Source organism: Peribacillus sp. FW305-BF15 (genome assembly GCF_058783805.1).
Genome location: NZ_JBYSYV010000006.1, coordinates 1 through 24,130, shown reverse-complemented (window position 1 = coordinate 24,130; position 24,130 = coordinate 1). Strand labels below are relative to the sequence as shown.

Sequence of the window (24,130 nt, the reverse complement as noted above, 5' to 3'; positions counted from 1 at the left end):
GTGATAAGGGGGAAAATGATGAGTGATAACAACGTCAAAAGAGTTTTGGAATGCATTATCAACACATCCAATAATAATATTACCGTGACCGATGAAAAAGGATTCATTTTATTCACGAATCCTAACCATTGGTGGATATATGGAATCGAACCAGAACATTACCTTGGAAAATCCGTTTACCAGCTCGAAACGGAAGGAATCCTTTCACCTTCGATTTCCGCCATGGTATTGAAAGAGAAAACGCCTATCCAGATCATGCAGCAAACGAAGACGGGAAAAATCGTCATGTCGACTGCCTATCCCATCTTTGATGATGATGGTGAATTGATTCGTGTCGTCAGCTATGCCCAAGATCAAACTGAAATCAGGAACCTCCAGGATCAGTACGGTCAATTGGAGAAAAAGATTCAAGAATACCAATCGGAGGTCGAGGAACTAAGGGAACAGGAGGAGTTGATCTATCGCAGCAAGGAAATGCGGCAAATCGCCAAAACGATACACCGTGTTTCCAAAACGGATGCGACAGTCATGCTACTTGGGGAATCCGGTGTGGGAAAGAGCGTATTCGCCCGCCGGCTGCACAATCAGAGTTACCGCAGCAAAGAGCCATTCATCGAAGTCAACTGCAGTACCATCCCAGAAAGTCTCTTTGAATCCGAAATTTTTGGATATGAAGCGGGATCCTTCACCGGAGCGCAGAAGCAGGGGAAGCAAGGGCTGATCGAACAAGCAGATAACGGAACCTTATTTCTGGATGAAATCGGGGAGCTTCCCCTCGATATGCAAGTGAAGTTATTAAATGTCCTGCAAGAGAAGACCTTTAAAAGAGTGGGAGGAAAAAAAGAGCATAAAATTGATTTCCGGCTTGTGACGGCAACCAATCAAAACCTTGAGGAAATGGTGGAGAAGGGAACATTCAGGCTCGATTTGTATTATCGCTTAAATGTGATTCCCATCCAAATACCGCCGTTACGAGAAAGAAAAGAAGACATTGCCATCTTAATCAATCATAATCTCGAAATCATCAATAAGAAATACAAGTCGGATAAGAAATTGCACCCTTCCACTTACGAAATACTGATTCAGCATAAATGGTCAGGAAACGTGCGTGAATTGGAAAACCTGATTGAACGGCTCATTTTGACCTCGGAAGACTCCATCATTTTCCCAGGCTTTCTCCCCTCCCATTTCCATAGACAAGAATCTTTGGAGAAAATAGATGATACCCTAATGATCGACAATATGATGGTTGATGATAGTGATCTCAATACTGCTCTCGAACAAGTCGAAAAATGGATGTTGATGAAAGCGAGTAAACAATGCAAGTCCACATATGAAATGGCTAAATTCTTAGGTATCAGCCAGCCTTCCGTCGTCAGGAAAATGAAGAAATATAAAGATCATCTGCCTATTAAATAACAGCGGAATAGAAGAATGTTTCAATGCAGTATCCAATTTTTCACCTGTATAAAAAGGAGACCAGCGTTATCGAGGTCTCCTTTTTCTTACTTATTTGACACGCCCGCAGATTCAAATGTTGCCATTTCTTTAATGACCAATGTCGCCGCCTTGAGAATGGGGTATGATAGGGCAGCCCCTGTTCCTTCCCCGATTCTCATTCCCAGGTCGAGGATCGGTTCCTTGCCAAGCAGTTCTATGGCCGCTCTATGACCAGGTTCTGCAGATCGATGTCCAACAAACATATAATCGGCTGCACGTCCGGAAATCAGGTTTGCCAAAACAGCAGCCGTTGTTGTAATGAAACCATCAACAAGAATGGGTATACGGTTATTCGCTGCAGCAAGCATGGCCCCTGCCATACCTGCAATTTCGAATCCACCGATATTCATCAAAATGTTGATTGGATCATCAGGATTAGGATTTCTTAATGAAATCGCTTCTTCAATTATTCTTCGCTTATGTAAAATGCCTTCTGACTTCAATCCTGTTCCCTGCCCCACTAGTGATTCGACGCTTTTCCCGCTTATGATGGAGATGATGGCGGTACTGGATGTCGTATTTCCGATTCCCATTTCACCAAGAATCAGGCAGTTCACCCCACGGGCAATCATTTTCTCTGCACGGTCATACCCAATGTCAAGCGCTTGATTTACTTCTTCCTTTGTCATAGCCTCTTCCTTATAAAAGTTTCTAGTTCCATTACGGACTTTTCTGGAAGTTAACCCCGGTGCTTCGATATCTGCATCGATCCCTATATCGACAATGTCCAAGTAAGCATCTATCGCACGGCTTAATACATTGATAGCAGCACCGTCATTCAGGAAATTAAGTGCCATTTGTTCCGTCACTTCTTTTGGATACGCGGAAATGCCTTCTTCCGTAATTCCATGGTCGGCTGCAAACACGATCACCCCCGGTTTCGAAATGTCCGGAAATGCCTCCCCTGTCATCTTGGCCAGTTCAATTATCCATTCTTCCAGCCGTCCTAAGCTTCCCTGAGGAACCGTCAGCGAATCGACATGTCCTTTAACCTGACGTCCCATTTCTTCATCCAGCATCGGGATGGAAATGGCAGATAAACCATTCTTCATATTAATCCCCCACAATCCAAAATAAAAACCTTAACCATAGGAAAAGGTTCTTATCCATCATCTGCTATAAATACAACTTAGTCCATATCATTATCATCCAAGCTTTCACTTATATTCACTGTGGTCGTTTCACTTCGGCACTCCCATTTCATTTAAAGGGTAGATGCGAAATTTCACCTTGCCCACAAGTGATTTTTCAGAAATAAAACCAAATCTTCTTCCATCCCAACTATTCCTTCGATTATCCCCCATGACAAACAAATGACCGACAGGTACCTTGGATTTCCCGAGTAAATCACTTAGGGTGAAATTCTCCGTCAGATTCTCTTCAGGTGGAATTTCTCCTTTTTTTGTATTCAAATATGGTTCTGTATACTTTTTCCCATTGATATATAAGACATCATCTTTCATTTCGACGCTGTCCCCTGGTAAACCGATCACCCTTTTTATATAATTCTCTTCCGCGTCCGGAGCATAAAATACGACCATATCGAAACGCTCCGGCTTTCCGATTTTAGCTACCACGATCCGGTCATCATTTTCATAAGTCGGCTCCATTGATTCACCTTTTACCGTGACTGGCGTAAATAAAAACTGTTGGCAAATGAACACGATCATTAAAGCGAATAAGATAGCTTTCAACCACGAAAACACTTCACTTTTCATATTCTTCACACGGACTCCCTCCCATCCATTGTCAACGGCTAAACCCACGATAATTGCTGTATTTTGGCTAGCAGCGCCAAAAAGAATTCATTAGCTTAATTTGCCGGTCGGTGATTTTTAGAGGAAACATTCCAAAGAAATATCTGGAAAAATTGTAACACATTCATTTATTGCTCGCGAGAATAAATGATTTTTCAGAGTCAAAATCAAACCATGAGAAAAAGGATAGCGATTTTAGCTATCCTTTTTCTTAGTTGTTCCTCAGAATTTATTCCAAGTCAATATATCATCGAGTGGCAAACGGACTTTTTCAAAGCCTGCTTTAGTTCCTTTTCCAAGGGAAATCAACATGACAGGTTTGAAGTTTTCCGGTACATTGAACGCATCCACAAATTTGGCTTCATCGAACCCTCCCATTGGGACTGTATCGTATCCTTTTGCTTTTGCAGCCAACATGATCTGCATGGAAACCAAGCCACCGTCAATCATGGCTACGCTTAAAGCCTTCTCAGCGGAAAAGTTTCCGTAATTATGCAGAATAGAGGCTACATATGGCTCTTTGATTTCATTCTTCATGATCCCTTTATTGACTAATTCACCATAAATCCGTTCTGCATTTTTGTAACCTTCTATATCAGCTAAAACGGCAATGACAGCAGATGCATCGACGATTTGTTGTTGGTTATTTGCGATGGGTAGCAATTCTTGTTGGGTTTGCTTATCTTGAATCACAAGGAATCTCCATGGCTGTAAGTTGGAAGAAGACGGCGCTTGAATCGCAATCTCCAAGATTTCACGAATTTCCTCTTCAGTCATCACGTATTCAGCATCGTACTGGCGAACAGATCTCCGTTCTTTTGCTACCGTAATGAAATCCGTATCATTAAGGACTTTCGGCTTTTCAAGCGGTACATTCAATTCTTTAGCTTTATTCAGGTACTCTTCTTTACTCATTATATTTTTTGTCATTGATAATGACCTCCATTTAACTGTAATTATTACAGGAACAGTATATAACGCATACTGTTCTTTTGTCAAATACAGTTTAAGAAAAACGAAACCCTGGCAGTTTCGTTTTTCAAATCAGGATTTTGAAAGTAAATCAGCAATCGTCTTTTGTTCCAAGCCTTGTATAATCCAGCTCTCCATCTCGTTTTTCAAGCCGCATAAAGCTTCGCGGGAAGATGGTTGAAAGCATTTTTTAGCATTCACATCAAGAAAGCCTTTTGAAAAAGGTTCGGATTTAATTGCAGAGTATATATCTGCAAGAATGATTTGTTCGGGATTTTTGGCAAGTGAATATCCCCCATCTCTTCCTTCCTTCGCTTGAATCAGCCCTGCCTTCACTAAATTACTTAATATTTTTCTAAGAAAACCTGACTCCGAATCAAGCTTAACGGCCAATTTATTACTATTGCATAATCCATCATGATCAGCAAGAACAAGCAGGGCTTGTACTGCAAGACTAAACCACATTATACTGGAAACCTTTTCTGCCATTTCTTTCACCTCTCTCCTCTACTTTAAACTATTTTTCATTGAATATACAACGTTACATCGAACAATCCTGCCTAAAAACCTCCTTATAAAACCATCCATCAGGGAAAGCTTGCAGCCCTTTTTGTTTCATAGCAGCGAAAGGAATGGAGAACACAAAAAGAATGGATATATTAGCATCCCACTTGGCCTATTTTATATAGTCTTACATTAAATGCATTTCACCATCTTCAAAAATAAATTGACAAAATTCTTGTCTTACAAATTATATGTTTTGGAATATGGTAAACTTACTTAATAGAATGGATGAGGAAGTGGATGAATGATGCTGAAAACAATAAATGAACAACTCGATAAAGTCATGCCTCTCATCACGCCGATAAGCGTGATTATTGGGGTATTATTGTCCGAACATCTAATGGATTACACCTTTCTTGTTCCATGGATATTTGCCTTCATTACATTTTCCGGGAGTTTAGGCTCTAACTTTAAATCTCTGCAACAGGCAGTCACCCACCCTTTACCCGTTTTCATCGTATTGATCATCCTTCATATGCTTATGCCAATTTGGGCTTTTGGCCTCGGTCATTTAGTGTTTCATGGTGATGCTTTCACAATTACCGGCCTAGTCCTCGCAGTAGTGATTCCAACCGGTGTCACCAGTATGATCTGGGTATCCATTTATAAGGGTAATGCCATACTTGCCCTAACCATCATCTTAATCGACACCCTACTCTCGCCATTCATCGTCCCTTACAGCATTTCCTTTTTCGGAGGCGGTTCGATCGAAATGGATTTGGGGTCGATAGTGAAAGGATTAATCGGAATGGTCGTTCTGCCCTCCATGCTTGCCATGTTCTTGAATCAGGCTACAAAAGGAAAGATACAATATTCACTATCTCCCCGATTAGCTCCATTCTCCAAGATAAGCGTTGGAATCGTAGTCATATTGAACAGTTCAAAAATAGCGCCTTTCTTAACCCATTTCGATAAGAAAATAATGATCATGGCCTTCTTGGTTTTGTTCATAGCCGCTTCAGGTTATGCCCTTTCTTGGATGGTCGGTGCATGTTTAAGATGGGAAAAGGCGGATATCATCACCTTGACATTTACAGGCGGTATGCGAAACATCAGTGCTGGAGCCGTTCTTGCAACCACCTATTTCCCTGCTGCCGTTGCGGTACCCGTTGTACTTGGCATGCTGTTTCAACAAATGCTTGCCTCCTTTTTTGGGTATGTCATGGAAAGACATTTTCATCGTGATGTGATTGAAGAGCCATCCGCCGAATGATTATTTCCCAAGCATCCTTTTTCCCTTTCAATTACATTCCAATTATAATAGGGAAGTGGAACATATTTACATGATTATCCATTATAAAATCATTGGGGGTATTGGAGATGAAAGTTGTTGCCATAGTGGGAAGTATCCGTAAAGAGTCATACAACCTTAAGCTAGCCAAATATATTCAAACTAAATATCAAGATCGTTTTGATCTCGAAATCTTGAACATTCGGGATTTACCTTTTTATGATCAAGATATTGAAAATGATCCTCCATTGGTTGTAAAAGAATTTAAAAGCAAAGTGGCCGAAGCAGATGCAGTCTTGTGGGTAACACCTGAATACAACGGGACGATTCCAGGTGTATTGGGCAATGCAATTGATTGGTTATCACGTGTCGATAAAGTCTTGATCGGCAAACCATCATGGATCATGGGTGCGTCAATGGGGCAATTAGGGACGGTAAAAGCTCAATTGCATTTGCGTGAAATCTTATTCGCAATAGGCATCTCCTCCCCACTCCTTCCTGGGAATGAAGTATATGTTGGTGCAGTGCATGACAAAATCGATAACGAAGGCAGGCTTACACATGAGTCAACTGTCCAGTTTATCGATACGGTCGTCGATAATTTCATTAGCTGGTATAATCATCATACTCGTTAATGCTTTACACAAGAATCCCAGCAGGAATGATCCTGCTGGGATTCTTGTTGCATCATAAAAGAGGAATTAAACTCATTTCATCCTCTTCCCGCTTGGAATGCAGGGTATTTTGTCATTCCTCCGTCAGCGAATAGAGTGATGCCCGTTACATAACTGGATTCTGAAGATGCCAGCCATGCAGCAACCGCAGCAATTTCTTCAGGCTTTCCGATATACCCCATCGGAATCATGCTTTCAAGGTCTTTTTTCTTTTCGGGATCTTCAAGCTTGTCGGCATTTATTGGCGTGGCGATGGCTCCAGGACCAATGCTGTTCACACGGATCCCTTTTGGTGCATATTCAAGAGCCAGGGTTTCCGTAAGCAGCTTGACCCCGCCCTTGCTAGCTGCATAGTGAACGAATAAAGGCCAGGGAATCATCTCATGTACACTGGACATGTTTATAACATTCCCTTTAATACCGTTCTCGACAAAATACTTGATAGCTTCACGGCAGCCTAGGAAATTTCCGGTTAAGTTAGTATTGATTACCCTATTCCAGTCGCTTAACGGCATCTCGTGAGATGGAACCGGATTTTCAATCCCTGCATTATTGATGAATATGTCGAGTTTCCCGAAGTTCTTTATCGCTGATTGAACAAGGTTAATAACATCTTCTTCAACGGTGACATCGCCTTTTACGGCAATGGCTTCCCCGCCATTTGTTTTGATTTCTTCCATTACACTATCCGCTTCCTCTGATTTAGTGCGATAATTAACCACGACCTTTGCCTTTTCCTTAGCAAAGCGAATGGCCATCGCTTTTCCTAAACCAGTGGATGATCCGGTAATAACAACTACCTTACCTTCTAAATCTGTATACATGTAATCATCCTCCAATTAACTTTTTGCCAATCCCAGCATAATCCCAGCTATGATGATCAAGATAATCCCAATTACAATTCCAATTAGTTGGCGCTTCGTTTTCTTTTCACGTAAAATGAAGATCCCGCCAAGGGTTGAGATGACTATGCCCATCTGCGAAAGTGAAAAACTAGTGGCCACTCCCACACGTGGCTGGGAAATGAATAAAAACATGTTCCCTGCAGCCCATATCAATCCCGGAATGATATTACGAATCGTATATTTGTTAAACGGTTTATGCTTAAAAGTCAATAACAGACCGCCTATTACCATCCCAATCGCTTGAGGGAACAACGCTGACCACCCGTCAACATCAAAAAGACGGGCCACGACCACATAAACCAAATAACCGAATGTCGAGATGAGGAGAATAACAATTCCTTTCTTCAAGTTTCCCGACTTGCCCTCTTTCGATTCTTTATCTTCCAAGGAGGTCAAGATGATTCCTATAATAATGAAGATCAATGCCAATACGCCTAAAATAATCGCCTTCATTGTAGACCATTCGTTAAAAACTATGACCCCGAATAAAGTGGTTGAAATGAGCTGCAATCCTGTTGAAATCGGCATTGTTTTAGAAACTCCCATTAAATCAATGCTCTTAAGCTGATTAGCTTGTCCAACGGCCCAAAACAATCCAGATACGACTCCGACACCAAACACCAAAAGTGACAGCTTAATATCGGCAAAAATATAAACACCAATTGAAAAAATCAAGGCTCCAATCGTTGTACCTAGTGTTTGACTATAGGGTCCACCCCCGAGTTTCACATTAAATAAAACGATGCTTCCCCAGAATAATGCCGGCAAGAGAGCTAATAGTATATCCATTTTCAACCCCCATATATGTAAGTACAAAACTAAGCAGGAAATTTCATTTTGTCTTCTTAATATGTTCGCATTATTTGAATTGACCCTTGGTAATTTTATGAAGTGTTTCCCTAAAAGAATTGTTCAACACAAAAAGAGCTGCAGAAGCAGCCCTTTTGATGATATTGATATTCTTGTAACAGCTAACCGCCATGTTGATGATGTTGCATGTCCATTTCCGAATCTCCACCAACCTTGAAATAATCACGTTCCCAAACAGCCGACGTTCCGATAATGATGATGGAGAACAAGAGGGTCAGAAAGAAAGGAGCAACCCCCCTCCCACATTTTGTCTCTTTTACATCCTCTCTTTTTATATAAAAAGTCACAAAGAATATACTGCATAGGTAAATTAGATCCATCGAAACGAGCATGAAAGTTTGTGAATCAAGAGGCAGCATGACCCCAAGCATGGCTCCCATCATTGCCCCCATCAGAGTTGTTGACAGAGACTCCATAACCGCTGTTAGACCGAATGGTTTTCCGATGATGAAGCCTGCCACTGCACATATTGCGATGGCTAGAACGGTTAAAACCGCCAGCTTGCCGGGCATCAGGAATGACAGCATTAAACTTAAGGTTAAACTTGTCGTCATGCTTAACATCATGACCATGCATTTACCTAGGCCAACACCAATATTCTCTTTTTTCCGATGGGCTATTTTAGAAAAGTAAATTGTATAAGCCACGACTATCATAAAACTGGTCAGCAGCAGCATTCGATTCGTTTCCCCCTTTTCGAGCAATAGTTAGTGAAACGACTGATTTTAATGACAGGAAGAATGACCGTCCATCTGGCAAGCTGAATTCTTTGTTTTTGATGGAGGCACGTCAAGAGCTGGATTCCGATTGAAAAAGCCCGTCGGTTTTAAAATAAAGCTAATATAAGCGGTCGGCATGACTGGCCAATCTTCAGGTCGTGTTATATGATGGTGTCCCATGTTATACCAGACCACAACATCTTCATTTTCAATGGAGCGATCGGCTTTAACCCAATCTTCCAACCCTTCTCCCCCTGCATGTTGATTTGGGTATCGCCCTGAAGCAAACTGTTCTTCAGGATCGAATGGCGTCACCCAAAAATGGTGTTTTAAAAATCCAGCCCGTTTTAATAAAGGCGAATCATCATGGGCGAACGGAAAACAATTCTCCCCAGCAAACAATTTATAACCAACCGGTTCCCCCAATATATTCGTTTTTGAGGGATTGACGATTTTCCAGAAGCGCACAGTATGCAAATCAAGGTCCCGGACAGCCTCGGATTCATTTTTAAGCAAAGTAGAAACCGGATAAAAACCATTTCCATATGGGTTGTCCGGACCCTTTTCCATGCTTTTTGTATTGACTTCATAAACTGAATTATTCATTCCATCAACCATCATATCAAGCCTCATATTAAAGAAATGCTGGTGATGTGCAGCAAATAATTGAGGTGCGACTAGATTGCCATGCGGGTGCTTCCGGTTAGGTTCGATGGCTTGTGTATGCAATATGCCCGTCAATTTCACTTCAAACTGTATCGTCCCATCCTGAAAGAAATACCAATAAAATCCGTATTCGTAATTTCCAACTGTCGAAATGCTCGATAAGACCAATCTTCTTGAACGGCGGACTTCAACATGACCTGTCCTCCAATCCGTATGTTTCCACCCAATTCCAAAATCTTCCTCATGCAGACAAATTGCATTTTTAATTTGAATTACATTCCCTTTACTATCCACCAGGTTCGCGTCAAAGTACTTGATCTCACCTAGGCAGTCACACCCAAGTTCAAGTGAATTCGCCAACATGCCAATGCCGTATTCCCCTGCATCAAAAGCATTGTTCCTATTAACCGGATCAGTCGGATCACCATAAGGCACCACCATCTCAGATAAAGAAGCTCTATACAGGATTGGCCGCTGTACTCCATCATCATTGTAACTGATCGTATGAAGAACAAGACCCTCACGGGAGTTGAAACCAAAGCGGATATTCCATTTCTGCCAATCGATCACATGTCCTTCCGTCGTGAAACTTGGTCCTTTAGGCTGAACTATTTCCAAAGGCTTAACATCCTGCCTCATGTCACCTACTTGATCGGGTGTATAATTTCCATCAAGCGGCGGAAATGGTATGACACCTTTATCCACAATCTTGATGACTTCCATCTTATTTAAATCGACAAGGACGTATAATCCCGAAATGGGACGTGCATACCCATTATCATATAATGATGAACGGTAATAACATAAAGCCCTGACGATTCGTACATCCATTTCCTCTTCAATTCCAAAATTCCCTGCTGACCATGGGTCGACCATGATATTGTCCATATTCGTAAGCCCCCTTTTGGCAAAGGCTTTTATCATCTCAGGGTGGCTTTTCACAACTTCCTGACACTCCATGAATTCATCGGCCATTATGGATGGCTGCACTCCAGGAATCAGTTTCCATGACATTATGCTTCCTTCCGTTATGGAAACAACAGCCTCATATGTTTTTCCCTCTTTATTATGAAGAATGATGCAGAATGCTTCTCTCTTGATTTGTTCATCATCACGATAATCCAGAACAATGGATTTTGCAGGTTCAAGTAAGCTGATGTTAGCGAAGCGGTAATGGTCATCCAATCCTTTATCACGTTTTAAAATCTGGACCGTAAGTTTAAGTTCTTCTGCCGTTAATGGATCAAGCGGGTGATTTTCCCTCGTTACTTTCACACTAGAAGTTTTTTCCATCTTAACCTCTCCCTTTTTGGTAAAATATCATTCTATCCATTAAGTAAACTTCCTCGAAGTGCCTCGTTCATAAAGTGCAAAATTTCATTTGCCTACCTCATCATCTTCCCCGGAAACTGGTGTCGACTCTTTGGCCCAACAATACTCAATATGATGAAGATAGCCAATATCAGAAAACACATCCCACTCATACCGATTTATCAAGCGGATAGCAGGAAATCCAACTCAATCAAGCTGCCCATGAGGACGCTTCCCTGCCCTTAAACTCCATACCAGTTCAAACCCTGCTCATTCAAATCGATCCACACATTTTTTGTTTCCGTGTACATATCCATCGCTTGGATACCCAGTTCCCTTCCGAAACCGCTTTGCTTCCTGCCGCCAAAAGGTGCTGCACTATCAAGCATGCTAAACGTGTTCACATATACCGTCCCCGCTTTTAACCCCCTTACCATCCGGTGCGCCCGTTTTAAATCATTGGTCCATAAACCTGAAGCCAATCCATACAAGCTGTCATTCGCCTTGTTCAATGCATCCTCTTCATCTTTGAACTTGATAACCGACAAAACCGGCCCAAAAATTTCTTCGCGGGCAATTGTCATTTCATTGGTAACGTTCTCAAAAACAGTAGGCGTGAAGAAATAGCCATTTCCTGCCTCCGTGTTTCTTTCTCCTCCCATTACAAGATTAGCTCCCTGTTCCAGACCGGCCGCTACATATTGTTGAATTTTGTCAAGTTGCTGCAAGGAAACCTGCGGTCCCATTTGGGTCGTATGGTCTAAGGGATTCCCTACACGGATGGATCGCGCTTTCTTCACGAATGATTCCATGAATCGATCATATATGCTTTCCTGCACAAAAAGTCTTGTACCGGAGGCGCATACTTGACCTTGTGCGAAGAAGATACCAAACATGGATCCATTCACTGCATTATCAATTGAAGCATCATCAAAAACTATATTTGGTGATTTCCCCCCTAATTCAAGGCTAATTGGTTTTAAGTTCTTACTTGCTGCCTGCATGATTAGGCGGCCAGTATTCGTTGAACCCGTAAAAGCGATTTTATCGACGTCAGGATGGGAGGAGAGGGCATCACCCGCTATCTTCCCGTATCCCGGAATGACATTGATGACTCCATCTGGAATTCCGACTTCTTGAAAGATTTTAACCAATTCCAGAATGCTAACAGGAGTTTGCTCAGCTGGTTTTATCACAATCGTATTGCCTGCCGCTAAAGCAGGGGCAAGCTTCCACATCGTCAGCATAAGCGGAAAGTTCCAAGGGACTATGGCCCCTATGACACCAATTGGCTCCTTCAAAGTAAAATTGAACCGGTTATTGGGAGAGGCAAGGGTACTTCCCTGGACTTTATTGGCTAATCCCGCATAAAATTCGAGTACATCTATCATGGCTGGCATCGCAATGAATTTTGTTTCATTGATTGGCAGCCCGTTATCTTTTGATTCGACTTCGGCCAGCATATCGGCATTCTCCCACAGTGCCTGTGCGACCTTATTCAATAACCTCCCTCTATCCCCCGGTGCCATTTCAGCCCACGGGCCAGATTCAAACGCCCTTCGTGCAGCTTTTACCGCTAAATCAACATCTTCCGGACCTGCCTCGGCAACTATAGCATTCACTTCATCAGTTGCAGGATTAAATGATTCGAATGTTCTTCCAGATATTGAATCAACCCATCTCCCATCAATGAACAATCGATATTTTTTCCCCATCATCGTTTCCCCTTTCTATTGGACAATCAAAACAACAATCACATATCTATTAACACAATAAGGCTGGTCACTATTTTTTTATTGTAAAAAACGGAACATTCAGAATATTTTTGTATGCATTAAAACCAAAAAAAAGATCCTCGTCACCATGAACGGGATCCTTCAAATGTAATCACTATAAAACAAGAACGTTATATTGGGTTTGAAAATTTCTTTGAAACAGCATCGATGAATTCAGTAGGAGTCAGATAACCAAATTTTTTAAATTCATTAATTAAATGTGATTGATCAAAATACCCATTCTCATTAATCACATCCCAAACTGTAAAGGCCTGTTTATTCAATAACATATGCAGGGAGTTTTGGAACCTCACTATTTGGCTGAATAATTTGGGCGGCATCCCTACATGGGCATCAAATTGCTTTCGCAAGTATCTTGTAGAGTATCCGGTCTCAGCAGCTAATTGATTCATATTTACATTTCCTTTAGAAGAATATATTTTGTTCAAGGAATATTCTATAATTACCGGCAAACCGTTACACGTAAAAATATTAATCCCTATTTCTTCTTTGAACAGCTTTATTCTTCCATGAAAATCCCGTTCAGTTATTAACCTTTCCATAATGGTAGGTTCAATTTTTAACATATCAGCTAAAGGGATTTGGCGATCGATTACCTCCTTCATGGAATATTTAAAATGCTGGGTTTCCTGCTTAGGCATAAACCTCACACCGAAATATTCACAATTAGCCTGAAAGTTTATCGTTTTGTACTTGAGGACAGTCCCGTACACATCTGCGGAAGGTCTTTCGGGATCGCAATAAAATAATATGTCGATGCACCCATCCGGAATGACGGACATTGGATTCATTAAATCCCGATTGATTTTAAATTGATAGAACAATGTAGTGGAATGGTCAGAATTTCTTTGTTTATATTCTATATAATAATCTGATAGAATCTCGAATTCCGGTTGAAATGGAAAATAGTCGAAGTTATTGAAACCCTGAATGATGCTCAGATACCATCACGCTCCTTTTATATTACACTGTCACCAAAGCCTTTTTACCACTGCAATAGGCTTGCACAATTACTACAGTAATCGTTTGGGCTGAGTGGTCATCCGCATCACTTCACGGGTCGGGAGAGCCGTTCATCAATCTTCCGCCCCTGGCCATTATCCATATGAGCGTTGTTTTTATAATTTTCGACAAGTATTTCCAAATCCCTTTTGACTGAAAGATTTAAAACAATTTCCAACTTACAGAACACTTGGGTTCTCTTTTACCTTCGGTGAAAATAAAAGGCTCTGAGAAAAAGCTCTTGTTTAACTATTGGTCAAGAATACTGAAATATATGGTAAAATGTTCTAGTCAAATCCAGCTTTTAGCCTCTATGTTACGAAAGGAATGTATATATTGGTTTACTTATATGTAATTTTATTTTTCATTTTTGGCTATAGTTTTATACTCACCTTAATTAAAGCTATAAAAGATGAAGTATCCCCACATCTCACTGCAATCCTTTTTCTTGTATGGGCTTCATCAGCAATGATCGTGATGGCAAATTTAATGAGTTTTTAATTAATGTTATTCTTCAACCATCGGGGACACTTGTTGAAAGACCGATGTAGGGGCAGTCTTTTTAATTCTAAGATTATAAGAAAGCAAACCTTATGTAGGCTTGCTCCTCCAGTTTGAGACAAAAGGGGTTCGGAAAACTTATCTTTTATCAAATGATGGTCCCAAACTCCTCATGTATGGTTTCTAACTAAATGCTCTAACAAAGCTGATTGTAGCGGAAGGTACGAGACTCCTGCTGGAAAAGCGCGTCTTGGGAGACCCCGCAGGCGTTAGACGAGGAGGCTCGCGGACCGCCCGCGGAAAGCGAGTGCCTTACGTTCCAATCAACGTCCAATTGTATAAGCCATAAAAAAAACGTATGCCCAATCATGTAAACCGGGACCCACATTATTTGTAGACGGAAAACTTATCTTTCATCAAATGATGGTCCCAAACCAACACAACTTCAACCCCTCAAGTATGGTTCCTTACTACATACTATAACAAGGTTGAGTGGAGCGGGTGTACGAGACTCCTGCGGGAAAGCGCGTCTTGGGATACCCCGCAGGCGCAAGCCGAGGAGGCTCGCCCACCGCCCGCGGATAGCGAGTTTCTTGAGCGGAAATCCACGTCCAAATTGTATAAGCCATAAAAAAATGTAGACAAACTCGATGAAAATCGAATTTGTCTACATTCTGCTTCTATATTTCTTAAATATGGAACTTACTTCTTCAAATGATAGGGCACTGTCGTAACAACCACATTTCTTCTATAAAGCAAGTAGGCCTTAATCAGTAAACTTGATTGGTTATGAAGTATATTGTGCCAGCCCTTCTTCGGAATGAATTGGGGGATGATCACCGTAACTTTATAGTTGGATTCACTAGCCTTATGTTCTACTGTGTCCACAAATTTAGTTAGTGGCTGAATGATACTTCTGTAATACGAATTCAGTGTAACGAGCCTTACATCTGGCTGCCATTTTTTCCATTTTTCTTCGAATTTCTTTTCATCTTCTCTTTCAAAAGCGACATAAACGGCAATGACCTGATGTGCAGATAGAGATTTTGCATAATTTAAAGAGTTCTCAACCACATGAGTTATACCCGCAACAGGTACAATGATGATATTTCCTTCGATTGGTAAGATCGGCTCACATGTTGTAATCCTTAGTTGGTCTCCAACTGCCTCATAATGCTTTCTGATTCGATGAAAAATTAAAATGATGATAGGTAAAAAAATCAAAACAGGCCAAACCTGAATAAATTTGGTTAAAAAGAATATCATCGTGACGATAAAGCTAATTATGGCACCAATTGAATTAATGGTTAATTTCATCATCCAGCCTTTTGGCTTTTCGCGAATCCATTTAACAATCATCCCGGTCTGGGATAACGTAAATGGGATGAATACACCAACCGCATAAAGCGGAATGAGATTTTCCGTATGTCCTTCAACTGCGACTATCAAGATGATGGATGCAAGTCCAAGTATGATAATTCCATTGGAATACCCTAAACGGTCCCCTCTGATCGTAAACGCCCTTGGTATGAATTTATCCTTCGCCAGATTTACCGCAAGCAAAGGGAAAGCCGAATATCCAGTATTTGCCGCAAGTATCAAGATCAATGCAGTTGTACCTTGAATGAAGAAATACATGAAATTCCGTCCAAAGATCTCTTCAGCAATCTGGGAGACGACCGTTACCTCTGCGCTAGGAACAATGCTTAAATAATAGGCTAAGTATACGATTCCCGAAAACAAAACAGCTAGTAAGGAACCCATCGCTATTAATGTTTTCGCAGCATTATTCGGTGCTGGATCTTTAAAGTTCGGGATTGCATTTGAAATCGCTTCGACTCCTGTCAATGCGGAGCTTCCTGATGCAAATGCTCTTAGTAGTATAAATAAACTAATGCCTGCTACCGGAGTCCCGATTGATGCATGCAATTCCGGTGAGACTCCTCCCGTCAGAATCTTGTAAATTCCAACCCCAATCAAGATGAACAAGGCTAAAACGAATAGGTACACCGGATAGGCCAAGACAGATGCCGATTCCGTAACCCCCCTAAGGTTCAAGATAGTAAGTAGGATGACAAAAATAATGGCTATGAGGACATTATAATCATGCAGGCCGGGAAAAGCGGACGTGATGGCATCCGTACCAGCGGAAACACTTACCGCGACAGTTAATATATAATCGACCAATAAGGATCCTCCAGCTATCAACCCTGGATTGACACCTAAATTGTTTTTTGAAACCACATAGGCTCCCCCGCCATGTGGATAAGCGAAAATGATTTGTCTGTAGGACAAAATCAAAGCGGTTAACAGGATCAATACTCCAATCGCGATAGGGATTGAATACCAGAATGCCGCAGCACCGACCGTGATCAGGACAATCAATATTTGCTCCGGCCCATATGCAACCGACGACAATGCATCTGAAGATAATATCGCCAACGCCTTTGTTTTGTTAAGCTTTTGTTCACCAAGTGCATTTGATTTTAAAGGTCTCCCAATCAAGAACCTCTTTATAGAAGATAACATCAAGAATTCACCACCAGCTTAATTTATAAGTTTATGTTTCCCAGCTGTCGCAAAAAAACGAGTCGAAACACAAAAATGCCTACAAGTCATAGCTAAATAGACCTGTAGACATCAATTTTTTTGTCTAACAAGCTCCACCTTCCTTCTCATATAACGCTTACGAGGTTAGCTGTCGGATTCGGACCTAAGAGTAGCCCTACCTTATAAAGGATTCACCCCTTGGATTGTTAAAGACAATCCCAATAACGGGTCCCCCGCACCATGAGGTTTAAGCGATTTAGAAATATGAAACTGTTGATTATCATACTCCCGTGAAATGGAAAAGTAAATGAAAATTTTGCACAGAAATAGAATTATTATTTATAGGCGAGGTTTTATTCTTGACTTATATAACAAAAGTCATGCAAACACATGATTCGATGGTAGGAAAGAAGGAAAGTAAACGTCTGAAAGGAAGATATTCAAGAAGACAATGAACAAAAGATAGATTCCCCAAAAGGAAAAATGAAGTAACGTGGTGGATTAAGTAAAACAGATCTGCCCCAGCTTGGATAGTCATAAAATCAGAATTTCGCTTTCCGATTCCATTTTTAATTCCCGTCCATTCGGGGGCATTATTCCACTGATCTACGCCAATTAGTTCCTTCCTTCTTGAATTGGCCTCAAATTGCTTTTTTTAAAGACAAAGTATTTCTGGCCAAGATAGTTAAGCACTGTATAAAAGATTGTTCCTATCAGAACAGCCAAATTTTGTTGTATGGATAAATGAACGGTTCCTTCCAGTGATTCTGCAATGGCTTGGCCTATAGAATAAGCGGTGGAATAACAAATCAGGATGACGCAAAAGAAACGGGCAACTCCTCGCCGCCATTCTATATCGCTTTTAAAGGTAAAAGTCCTGTTCAAAAGAAAACTCGTTACAGCTCCCGTACCATTGCCGATAAAGGTGGAGATCCAGTAAGATAATTCAAGAGCATTCATGAGAAAAAGCATGATGGAAAGTCCAACCGCTGTATTGACTATTCCAACCAATAAAAAGCGGATAAAGGAGTTAGTTTGTTTTAGATAGTTTTTCAATACTGTTCCGTTCATTGTCTAGTTGCTCCCGTTTTTTTAAATCGAGCGGATTAAATAGATCAAGATCAACAATATATTTAGGCCGGCGTTTGGATTCATTATAGATTTTTCCGATATACTCCCCAATCAACCCTACAGCAATCAACTGTAGTCCACCGATCAACCATATGGAGGTGATCAATGAGGTCCAGCCAGTTTCGGTCTGCCCATAAAATTTCAACCATAAAAAGTAAGACCCAAAGAGTAAGCTAATGAAAAAGGAAAGACATCCTAGCCATAATACAAGCCGGATCGGTGTAACTGAAAAGGAAGTAATGCCATCAAGTGCAAAAGCAACCATCTTCTTAAATGGATATTTCGTTTCCCCGGCCAATCTTTCTTTACGGTCATAATAAACAGAGTCCGTCTTAAACCCAATGAGCGGTACAATCCCCCGTAAAAAAAGATTCGTTTCATCAAAGCGTTCCAACTCCATGATCGCCCTCTTGCTCATTAGCCGGAAATCGGCATGATTATAGACAAGGTTAACCCCCATCTTGTTCATCAATTTATAAAAACCTGTTGCAGATGTTCGTTTAAAGAATGAATCAAGGTCCCTTTTCTGGCGGACACCATATACGATTTCACATCCTTCATTGAATTTACGAATGAATTCCGGGATGACTTGAATATCATCCTGTAAATCTGCATCAATGGAAATCACACAATCTGAGGCTTCCTTGGCTGTAAACAACCCAGCCAGAAGTGCATTTTGATGTCCAGCATTCCGGGAAAGCTTTAGCCCGCGAACATATTCATTATTAATCGTTTCTTTGTAAATGATCTTCCAAGTTTGATCCTTGCTCCCATCATCGACAAACAAAATTTTACTTTGACCGGAAACAACGTTTTCATCGACCAACCCCCTCATCAATCCACAAAGCTGGGAAATGGTTTCCTGCAAAACGCTTTCTTCGTTATAACAAGGTACAACAATCGTTACAATCGGTGAATTCATTCTATTCCCCCCTTTTCACATGACTCTGTATAAATGAATTTTCCATACGCTTCCTTTTTTAGTGAAAACCCTATCCAGCACCAATCCGTTTTCCTTCGCGTTGTTGATTGGGATGGCAGAAAATATATACGTTCCGCCTAATCCTTTAAACGCATCCATGTTGAGGTCCAAATTTTTCAGCTCTTTCTTCGAGCCTTTCTTGAACATATAATGCTTCCCAAGCTCATCGGTAAATAGGTAACAACGTCCTCCCCATTCATCAAAATAGATTCTGATGTTTTTATTCTTAGCCAATTCGTTTTCAATTATTTGACGAAATTGATGTTTGTAAGAAAGCGGATAAAAATTGTTATAGCTATCGAGCGTGTAAAATCCATTATATTGAGCGATTGCGGGATGCAGCCCAATGCTGGCAACACGATATTCTTCTTGTGGACGGTCAATATGATCTTTTATTTCCTGAAAAAGGCTTTCTGAATAGAACTCTTTAAAAGTTGGCTTTTCATTGTGAGTGATTTCCTCATTGAAACCGATTAAAATCAGTATTTGAACGGCGATGAAAATAGAAAGGGTTTTCTTAGCATAGTCGCTGTATTCCCAAATGATTTTTATCGCAAGGGCAAACCCCAAGTAAATGATCATCGGCCTTAAAAAGTGAAATCTGGCAAAGTTAAAAGTATCCAGGGTGTGGAACCTTTCCGTTAAAGGAAGCCAGCCTTTATAAAACCAAAATGCGTACCACGCTGAGAGCATGAAATTCAAGCCGAATAAAAAAACATATACCTTTTCCTGTCTCCACAATTTTTTTGTCAGAATAATATAAAGAGCAAAGACTGTAATCGGCAGGATGATAAGCGCATGTACAGTCATGACATGCGTATGTCCAAGAACGAAATTTTTGAAAGTAAGCTTAATGACCCAATCGAGCGGCAGCCTTGCGTGAAAATATTCATCTCTGCTGTTTGGCTCCGAATCAAAAATGAATGAAGCGACCAAACGATACTCCACCAAACCAAAAATGACGGTCATATAAACGATTGAAAGAAGAAACGTTATATTCCATCCTTTTCCCCTGATTACATCCGTTAGCCAAAGAAAGCCCATTGCAACAAGGAAAAAGAAAAAGCCAAGCACGATGCTTGAATAAAGCGGTAAAAGTGTAAGGACCAAATAATTCTTCCAAGAATGATCCTTGCTGCGGATATTCAAAAAAGCCCAAAGGGCTAAAGGCATCCCAAGTGTACTGAGCATTCCCGATGGCCAAAATGGGGTAAGGGCAAAGGCTAAGGATGTTCCAACCCTAATCCAACCTGATTGTCTTCCTGTAACCAAATGTTCCTTCAATAAGATATACATACCAAAGAATGCAATAAACCTTGTTAATGCCTGGCTTATTGCATATGCGACCATTGTCGGAAAAAGAGCATGAAGCCACACGATAATACTGAACTCACTGCCAAAAGCATTACGGGGCAGCCCATTCATAATCTGAGGAATTCTGGCGTCAATTGCACCGAATAACTCACCGCTTTCTGAAAGGACTTTATACCAGGCAAGGTTGGAATCCAAATTATCATGTACGCGAATATGCGCATTTTCTCCAAGGATGATTAAGGGCGAAAGATATAAAACAATGACGAGTAAGGCAAAAAGGATTTGTTTTCTCTCTTTATTTTCAATTGGCAAAATATCCACCTCTTGATTAAATTCATCTATCCATAATATTTGGCTTCGGAGGTAAATCTATTCTTTTTAAGGGATTTATTTTAACCTATTTTGATATAGGTCAACCAATGACCACATAAAATGCAATAAGCATATAAAAGAACCTTAAAAAGGGGCTGGGCTATGATAAGGAAAGCGGTGATTCCAGCAGCCGGTTTAGGAACACGATTTTTGCCTGCTACGAAAGCTCAACCAAAGGAAATGCTGCCGATTGTCGATAAGCCGACCATTCAATATATTATCGAAGAAGCGGTACAATCAGGGATTACGGATATTATCATCGTTACGGGTAAAAACAAACGTGCCATCGAAGATCATTTCGATAAATCGATTGAGCTTGAAATGCTTCTGCAAATGAAAGGTCAAAATGATCTGCTTAAGATCGTGGAGAACATTTCCAACATGGTCGATATTCACTATGTAAGGCAAAAGGAACCTTTAGGTCTGGGTCATGCAGTTTTATGTGCCAAAACTTTTATCGGAGACGAACCTTTTGCCGTCCTGTTAGGGGATGATATCGTGGATAGCCAGGTTCCAGCCTTGAAGCAGTTAATGGAACGGTATAACAAGGTTCGAGCGAGCATTATCGGATGTAAGGAAGTATCACCAGCCGATGTCTCCAAGTATGGGATCGTAAACTTCCAAGAACGATATGAGGATTTATTTCTGGTAAGAAACTTGGTGGAAAAGCCAAAAGTGGAGGATGCACCATCAACACAGGCGATAATTGGCCGATATATTTTATCACCTGCGATTTTTGAAATCCTTGAAAACGTACAGCCTGATCGTAAGGGGGAGATCCAGCTTACCGAAGCTTTAGACCTTTTGTTAGAAAAGGAACCATTATATTCGTATATCATCGAGGGAAATCGTTATGACGTCGGCGATAAATTCGGCTTCCTTCAAGCTTCAATAGATTTCGCCATGAAACGACCTGAACTTCGTGATCAGCTAATAAAATATTTAAGGCAGTTGTTTCCTTAATGAAGTTAATATAGACCATGCCCAATTACCAAAAAGAGGTGATTGGGCCATTTCCACATCGGATTGACCCCTTTGGTTGTAAAATGATCCACTTACCATAATCCTCTAAGTAAAATATAACTGTTTATGCTTCCGTAAAATGTTACAGCAGAAAAAGTTGAACAGAGAAAGAATAGTTTTCTATAAGTGAGGTTATGTTGATAACATATCCTTCATGATTGTTCCAAACACACGATATCCAGAAAGGATTGTAGAGAAACACATGCACAATAAAGCAAATAATCCAATAATATCTGATGAATTTTTAGAAAAAGTGGTTAAGGAGATCAATGCACAATTTGGCGGGCCCATCAATGAAAAAAATGATCGTTTCCAACATAGGGGCGATGATGAAAGAAGTTGAATTGAATCCCCCTTCATTAATCTAAAGCTCTCATGAAAAACTCTGGCTATATTCATCCAGGGTTTTTTCGCTGTAACTTTATTTCTTCAATAGAATTATCAGCCCTTTCTTTAACGACTTGTCCAAACCAATTTAGCTTATCCTCATACAATGATTACATGTAAGTATTTTAAAGAAAGGGGAAAAACTTCATTGAGCCACGCTGATGATGTCTTCCGCACTTCTCAAATGGTTCCAAAAGGAAGGCTGGTTTCCGGACATACAAAAGAGTTCCAAACAGATCCGATTGGGTTCCTGACCCGATTGTCCAAGGAATATGGGGAAGTTGCTAAATTCCGTTTAGGACCATTCCAAACTGTTTATCACGTTTTAAATCCTGATTTAATCAAACAAATACTTGTAACAAAACAACAATCTTTCGTCAAATCCAGTGACTTCAATCTTTTAAAACCGCTTATCGGTGAAGGTCTGCTTACAAGCGAAAAAGACTTTCATATGCGACAGAGAAGGCTTATCCAACCCTCTTTCAAAAAGACTCATATTAGCCAATATGCCAAGGATATGATTGATATCACAATGGATTATATATCAACTTGGCAACATGATGATGAACGGAGTATAACGAAGGATATGATGAACATCACTCTCGGGATAATCAGCAAGACCATGTTCAGCATGGAATTCAAGGATGGATATGAAATCGTTGGGAAACCTCTGGAAACTGCATTAAGAATAACAGTCAAAAGGATGAGAAAGATTTTCCGTATGCCATTATGGGTACCAACCGTGAATATAAAAAGGCGATACAAAGGCTTGATAAAGTGATTTACGGCATTATTGAAAAACGGAAGAACGACACAGTAAAACATGAAGACATGCTAGGGATCTTGATGGACGCCCGTGATGCCGACGACGGGTTAGGCATGTCAAGCAATCAGGTCCGTGATGAATTAATGACTATTTTTCTTGCCGGTCATGAAACGACAGCTAATGCTCTTTCCTGGGCACTGTATGCAATTTCGAAGCATCCGGAAATTCAAGCCAAGCTTTTTAATGAAGTCAATAGCATAATCGGTCAGCGGACACCCAATCCTGAAGATTTCATGAAATTACAATACACTCAAAATATCATTCATGAAACACTTCGCTTTTACCCGCCACTGTATATCTTATCCCGTGATGTGACGGAGGATGTCACAATAGGAGGATATCGCTTTAAAAAAGGCGATATGATACTAATAAGTTCTTATGTGATGCAGCATAATCCAGAGTATTTTGATCAACCGGAATCATTTATCCCTGAGCGATTTGAAAATAACTTTATGAAAAGCCTGCCTGCGTTCGCTTACTTTCCATTTGGCGGAGGGCCGCGGGTCTGTATTGGCAATCACTTTGCCATGATGGAAGCGGTGTTTGTCCTGGCCTGCATTGCAAAGAGATATAGGATAAAGCTTGCACCTGACCATCATGATGTAACTCCCCTTCCCTCCATTACACTCAGACCCAAGAATGGACTGCGCATGGTGTTAGAAGAAAGAGCTGCAGAAGCCTTTGAACCTGGTGCATCCAATTTTTAGTAATAGGGGTTTTTTCCCTAATAAATATCGTTGTACTAACTGGCCTACCCTTTTAAAAGGAGGGATGAAAAAATGTATTTGCTCCATTCACCACGAAAGGGAATCATCCACACTGAATTGCACTATTTAGGAATGGCCTCACAGGTATATACCGGTTATCTGCAATTTTTAAGCGAGATTGAACCGAAACAAGAAACCGAGTACCTACAGGCGCCGCTCCCCTTTTCAAATGGGAACGGATAGTTTCCCGCTTCGTACCTTATATTAAAGAAAAACCGACCTTTTAATAGGTCGGTTTCAGACTGTAGACAAACTCGATGAAAATCGAGTTTGTCTATTTTTATGGCTTGTACAATTTGGACGTTGATTG

General features: G+C 40.7%; 22 protein-coding genes and 1 riboswitch. Of the genes, 8 read left to right on the top strand and 14 right to left on the bottom strand.

Features of this window, described 5'->3' with window-relative positions; translation table 11 throughout:
• Nucleotides 1-15: 15 nt before the first annotated feature.
• Nucleotides 16-1,419: a sigma-54 interaction domain-containing protein gene (locus tag AC3WLU_RS07650; protein WP_492597066.1), complete on the top strand. Its 1,404-nt coding sequence runs from the start codon at nt 16-18 to the stop codon at nt 1,417-1,419.
• Between the two features lie 86 nt (nt 1,420-1,505).
• Here AC3WLU_RS07650 and cobT read toward each other — a convergent pair whose 3' ends face one another.
• From cobT to AC3WLU_RS07630, 4 genes are all read right to left on the bottom strand, one after another.
• The gene (cobT, locus tag AC3WLU_RS07645) at nt 1,506-2,552 is read right to left on the bottom strand and encodes a nicotinate-nucleotide--dimethylbenzimidazole phosphoribosyltransferase (protein WP_098864976.1); all 1,047 of its coding nucleotides are present in this window, start codon (nt 2,550-2,552) and stop codon (nt 1,506-1,508) included.
• Nucleotides 2,553-2,681: 129 nt separating this feature from the next.
• A complete protein-coding gene (gene lepB / locus AC3WLU_RS07640) occupies nt 2,682-3,218 on the bottom strand; it encodes a signal peptidase I (RefSeq protein WP_034315582.1) in 537 nt (178 codons plus the stop codon).
• Between the two features lie 261 nt (nt 3,219-3,479).
• Nucleotides 3,480-4,187 carry a nitroreductase family protein gene (locus tag AC3WLU_RS07635; protein ID WP_106026743.1) on the bottom strand — a complete coding sequence of 236 codons (708 nt, stop codon included), beginning with the start codon at nt 4,185-4,187 and terminating at the stop codon, nt 3,480-3,482.
• Between the two features lie 114 nt (nt 4,188-4,301).
• A complete protein-coding gene (locus tag AC3WLU_RS07630; protein WP_057275636.1) occupies nt 4,302-4,718 on the bottom strand; it encodes an RrF2 family transcriptional regulator in 417 nt (138 codons plus the stop codon).
• A 322-nt stretch (nt 4,719-5,040) separates the two neighbouring features.
• On the opposite strand from AC3WLU_RS07630, the gene AC3WLU_RS07625 reads away from it, so the two are divergent.
• A complete protein-coding gene (locus AC3WLU_RS07625; RefSeq protein WP_440438715.1) occupies nt 5,041-6,006 on the top strand; it encodes a bile acid:sodium symporter family protein in 966 nt (321 codons plus the stop codon).
• Nucleotides 6,007-6,113: 107 nt separating this feature from the next.
• Nucleotides 6,114-6,659: an NADPH-dependent FMN reductase gene (locus tag AC3WLU_RS07620; protein ID WP_057275635.1), complete on the top strand. Its 546-nt coding sequence runs from the start codon at nt 6,114-6,116 to the stop codon at nt 6,657-6,659.
• Between the two features lie 77 nt (nt 6,660-6,736).
• Here the strand turns inward: AC3WLU_RS07620 and AC3WLU_RS07615 are convergent, their stop codons facing one another.
• The 10 genes from AC3WLU_RS07615 to AC3WLU_RS07570 form a co-directional block, all read right to left on the bottom strand.
• Nucleotides 6,737-7,522: a glucose 1-dehydrogenase gene (locus tag AC3WLU_RS07615; protein WP_187050519.1), complete on the bottom strand. Its 786-nt coding sequence runs from the start codon at nt 7,520-7,522 to the stop codon at nt 6,737-6,739.
• 15 nt (nt 7,523-7,537) lie between these two features.
• Entirely contained in the window at nt 7,538-8,392 is an 855-nt protein-coding gene (locus AC3WLU_RS07610) for a RhaT/GlcU family sugar-proton symporter (protein WP_034315121.1), read from the bottom strand.
• A 182-nt stretch (nt 8,393-8,574) separates the two neighbouring features.
• Complete coding sequence (locus AC3WLU_RS07605) at nt 8,575-9,150, bottom strand: hypothetical protein (protein ID WP_063577242.1); 576 nt, start codon at nt 9,148-9,150, stop codon at nt 8,575-8,577.
• Between the two features lie 48 nt (nt 9,151-9,198).
• Entirely contained in the window at nt 9,199-11,151 is a 1,953-nt protein-coding gene (locus AC3WLU_RS07600) for a primary-amine oxidase (RefSeq protein WP_492597065.1), read from the bottom strand.
• A 260-nt stretch (nt 11,152-11,411) separates the two neighbouring features.
• On the bottom strand, nt 11,412-12,884 hold the full coding sequence (locus AC3WLU_RS07595; protein ID WP_063577244.1) for an aldehyde dehydrogenase family protein: 1,473 nt from the start codon (nt 12,882-12,884) through the stop codon (nt 11,412-11,414).
• A 191-nt stretch (nt 12,885-13,075) separates the two neighbouring features.
• Entirely contained in the window at nt 13,076-13,789 is a 714-nt protein-coding gene (locus tag AC3WLU_RS07590) for a helix-turn-helix domain-containing protein (RefSeq protein ID WP_492597064.1), read from the bottom strand.
• A 1,381-nt stretch (nt 13,790-15,170) separates the two neighbouring features.
• Nucleotides 15,171-16,997, bottom strand: a complete 1,827-nt coding sequence (locus tag AC3WLU_RS07585; RefSeq protein ID WP_098864973.1) for an APC family permease — start codon at nt 16,995-16,997, stop codon at nt 15,171-15,173.
• Nucleotides 16,998-17,135: 138 nt separating this feature from the next.
• A riboswitch (cyclic di-AMP (ydaO/yuaA leader) is annotated at nt 17,136-17,282 on the bottom strand.
• A 351-nt stretch (nt 17,283-17,633) separates the two neighbouring features.
• Entirely contained in the window at nt 17,634-18,089 is a 456-nt protein-coding gene (locus AC3WLU_RS07580; RefSeq protein ID WP_328129702.1) for a GtrA family protein, read from the bottom strand.
• Nucleotides 18,049-19,071: a glycosyltransferase family 2 protein gene (locus AC3WLU_RS07575; RefSeq protein WP_034315136.1), complete on the bottom strand. Its 1,023-nt coding sequence runs from the start codon at nt 19,069-19,071 to the stop codon at nt 18,049-18,051. The genes AC3WLU_RS07580 and AC3WLU_RS07575 overlap by 41 nt, the downstream gene beginning before the upstream one ends.
• A gap of 15 nt (nt 19,072-19,086) precedes the next feature.
• The gene (locus tag AC3WLU_RS07570) at nt 19,087-20,757 is read right to left on the bottom strand and encodes a DUF6044 family protein (protein ID WP_412101953.1); all 1,671 of its coding nucleotides are present in this window, start codon (nt 20,755-20,757) and stop codon (nt 19,087-19,089) included.
• 162 nt (nt 20,758-20,919) lie between these two features.
• On the opposite strand from AC3WLU_RS07570, the gene galU reads away from it, so the two are divergent.
• From galU to AC3WLU_RS07545, 5 genes are all read left to right on the top strand, one after another.
• On the top strand, nt 20,920-21,780 hold the full coding sequence (gene galU, locus AC3WLU_RS07565) for a UTP--glucose-1-phosphate uridylyltransferase GalU (protein ID WP_034315138.1): 861 nt from the start codon (nt 20,920-20,922) through the stop codon (nt 21,778-21,780).
• A 262-nt stretch (nt 21,781-22,042) separates the two neighbouring features.
• Nucleotides 22,043-22,183, top strand: a complete 141-nt coding sequence (locus AC3WLU_RS07560; RefSeq protein WP_156404291.1) for a hypothetical protein — start codon at nt 22,043-22,045, stop codon at nt 22,181-22,183.
• 192 nt (nt 22,184-22,375) lie between these two features.
• Nucleotides 22,376-23,008, top strand: a complete 633-nt coding sequence (locus AC3WLU_RS07555; RefSeq protein ID WP_492597063.1) for a cytochrome P450 — start codon at nt 22,376-22,378, stop codon at nt 23,006-23,008.
• Nucleotides 22,957-23,760, top strand: a complete 804-nt coding sequence (locus tag AC3WLU_RS07550) for a cytochrome P450 (protein ID WP_492597062.1) — start codon at nt 22,957-22,959, stop codon at nt 23,758-23,760. Before AC3WLU_RS07555 ends, AC3WLU_RS07550 begins: the two co-directional genes overlap by 52 nt.
• 72 nt (nt 23,761-23,832) lie before the next feature.
• Nucleotides 23,833-24,003 carry a hypothetical protein gene (locus tag AC3WLU_RS07545; RefSeq protein ID WP_156404290.1) on the top strand — a complete coding sequence of 57 codons (171 nt, stop codon included), beginning with the start codon at nt 23,833-23,835 and terminating at the stop codon, nt 24,001-24,003.
• Nucleotides 24,004-24,130: the final 127 nt, after the last annotated feature.

What these genes read in the sequence shown, in the direction of transcription:
- cobT (WP_098864976.1), bottom strand. Translation starts at nt 2,552, where the DNA reads ATGAAGAATGGTTTATCTGCCATTTCCATCCCGATGCTGGATGAAGAA.
- lepB (WP_034315582.1), bottom strand. Translation starts at nt 3,218, where the DNA reads ATGAAAAGTGAAGTGTTTTCGTGGTTGAAAGCTATCTTATTCGCTTTA.
- AC3WLU_RS07615 (WP_187050519.1), bottom strand. Translation starts at nt 7,522, where the DNA reads ATGTATACAGATTTAGAAGGTAAGGTAGTTGTTATTACCGGATCATCC.
- galU (WP_034315138.1), top strand. Translation starts at nt 20,920, where the DNA reads ATGATAAGGAAAGCGGTGATTCCAGCAGCCGGTTTAGGAACACGATTT.
- AC3WLU_RS07605 (WP_063577242.1), bottom strand. Translation starts at nt 9,150, where the DNA reads ATGCTGCTGCTGACCAGTTTTATGATAGTCGTGGCTTATACAATTTAC.
- AC3WLU_RS07545 (WP_156404290.1), top strand. Translation starts at nt 23,833, where the DNA reads ATGTATTTGCTCCATTCACCACGAAAGGGAATCATCCACACTGAATTG.
- AC3WLU_RS07630 (WP_057275636.1), bottom strand. Translation starts at nt 4,718, where the DNA reads ATGGCAGAAAAGGTTTCCAGTATAATGTGGTTTAGTCTTGCAGTACAA.
- AC3WLU_RS07610 (WP_034315121.1), bottom strand. Translation starts at nt 8,392, where the DNA reads ATGGATATACTATTAGCTCTCTTGCCGGCATTATTCTGGGGAAGCATC.
- AC3WLU_RS07635 (WP_106026743.1), bottom strand. Translation starts at nt 4,187, where the DNA reads ATGACAAAAAATATAATGAGTAAAGAAGAGTACCTGAATAAAGCTAAA.
- AC3WLU_RS07650 (WP_492597066.1), top strand. Translation starts at nt 16, where the DNA reads ATGATGAGTGATAACAACGTCAAAAGAGTTTTGGAATGCATTATCAAC.
- AC3WLU_RS07575 (WP_034315136.1), bottom strand. Translation starts at nt 19,071, where the DNA reads ATGAATTCACCGATTGTAACGATTGTTGTACCTTGTTATAACGAAGAA.
- AC3WLU_RS07560 (WP_156404291.1), top strand. Translation starts at nt 22,043, where the DNA reads ATGCACAATAAAGCAAATAATCCAATAATATCTGATGAATTTTTAGAA.
- AC3WLU_RS07625 (WP_440438715.1), top strand. Translation starts at nt 5,041, where the DNA reads ATGCTGAAAACAATAAATGAACAACTCGATAAAGTCATGCCTCTCATC.
- AC3WLU_RS07620 (WP_057275635.1), top strand. Translation starts at nt 6,114, where the DNA reads ATGAAAGTTGTTGCCATAGTGGGAAGTATCCGTAAAGAGTCATACAAC.
- AC3WLU_RS07600 (WP_492597065.1), bottom strand. Translation starts at nt 11,151, where the DNA reads ATGGAAAAAACTTCTAGTGTGAAAGTAACGAGGGAAAATCACCCGCTT.
- AC3WLU_RS07580 (WP_328129702.1), bottom strand. Translation starts at nt 18,089, where the DNA reads ATGAACGGAACAGTATTGAAAAACTATCTAAAACAAACTAACTCCTTT.
- AC3WLU_RS07595 (WP_063577244.1), bottom strand. Translation starts at nt 12,884, where the DNA reads ATGGGGAAAAAATATCGATTGTTCATTGATGGGAGATGGGTTGATTCA.
- AC3WLU_RS07550 (WP_492597062.1), top strand. Translation starts at nt 22,957, where the DNA reads ATGGGTACCAACCGTGAATATAAAAAGGCGATACAAAGGCTTGATAAA.
- AC3WLU_RS07585 (WP_098864973.1), bottom strand. Translation starts at nt 16,997, where the DNA reads ATGTTATCTTCTATAAAGAGGTTCTTGATTGGGAGACCTTTAAAATCA.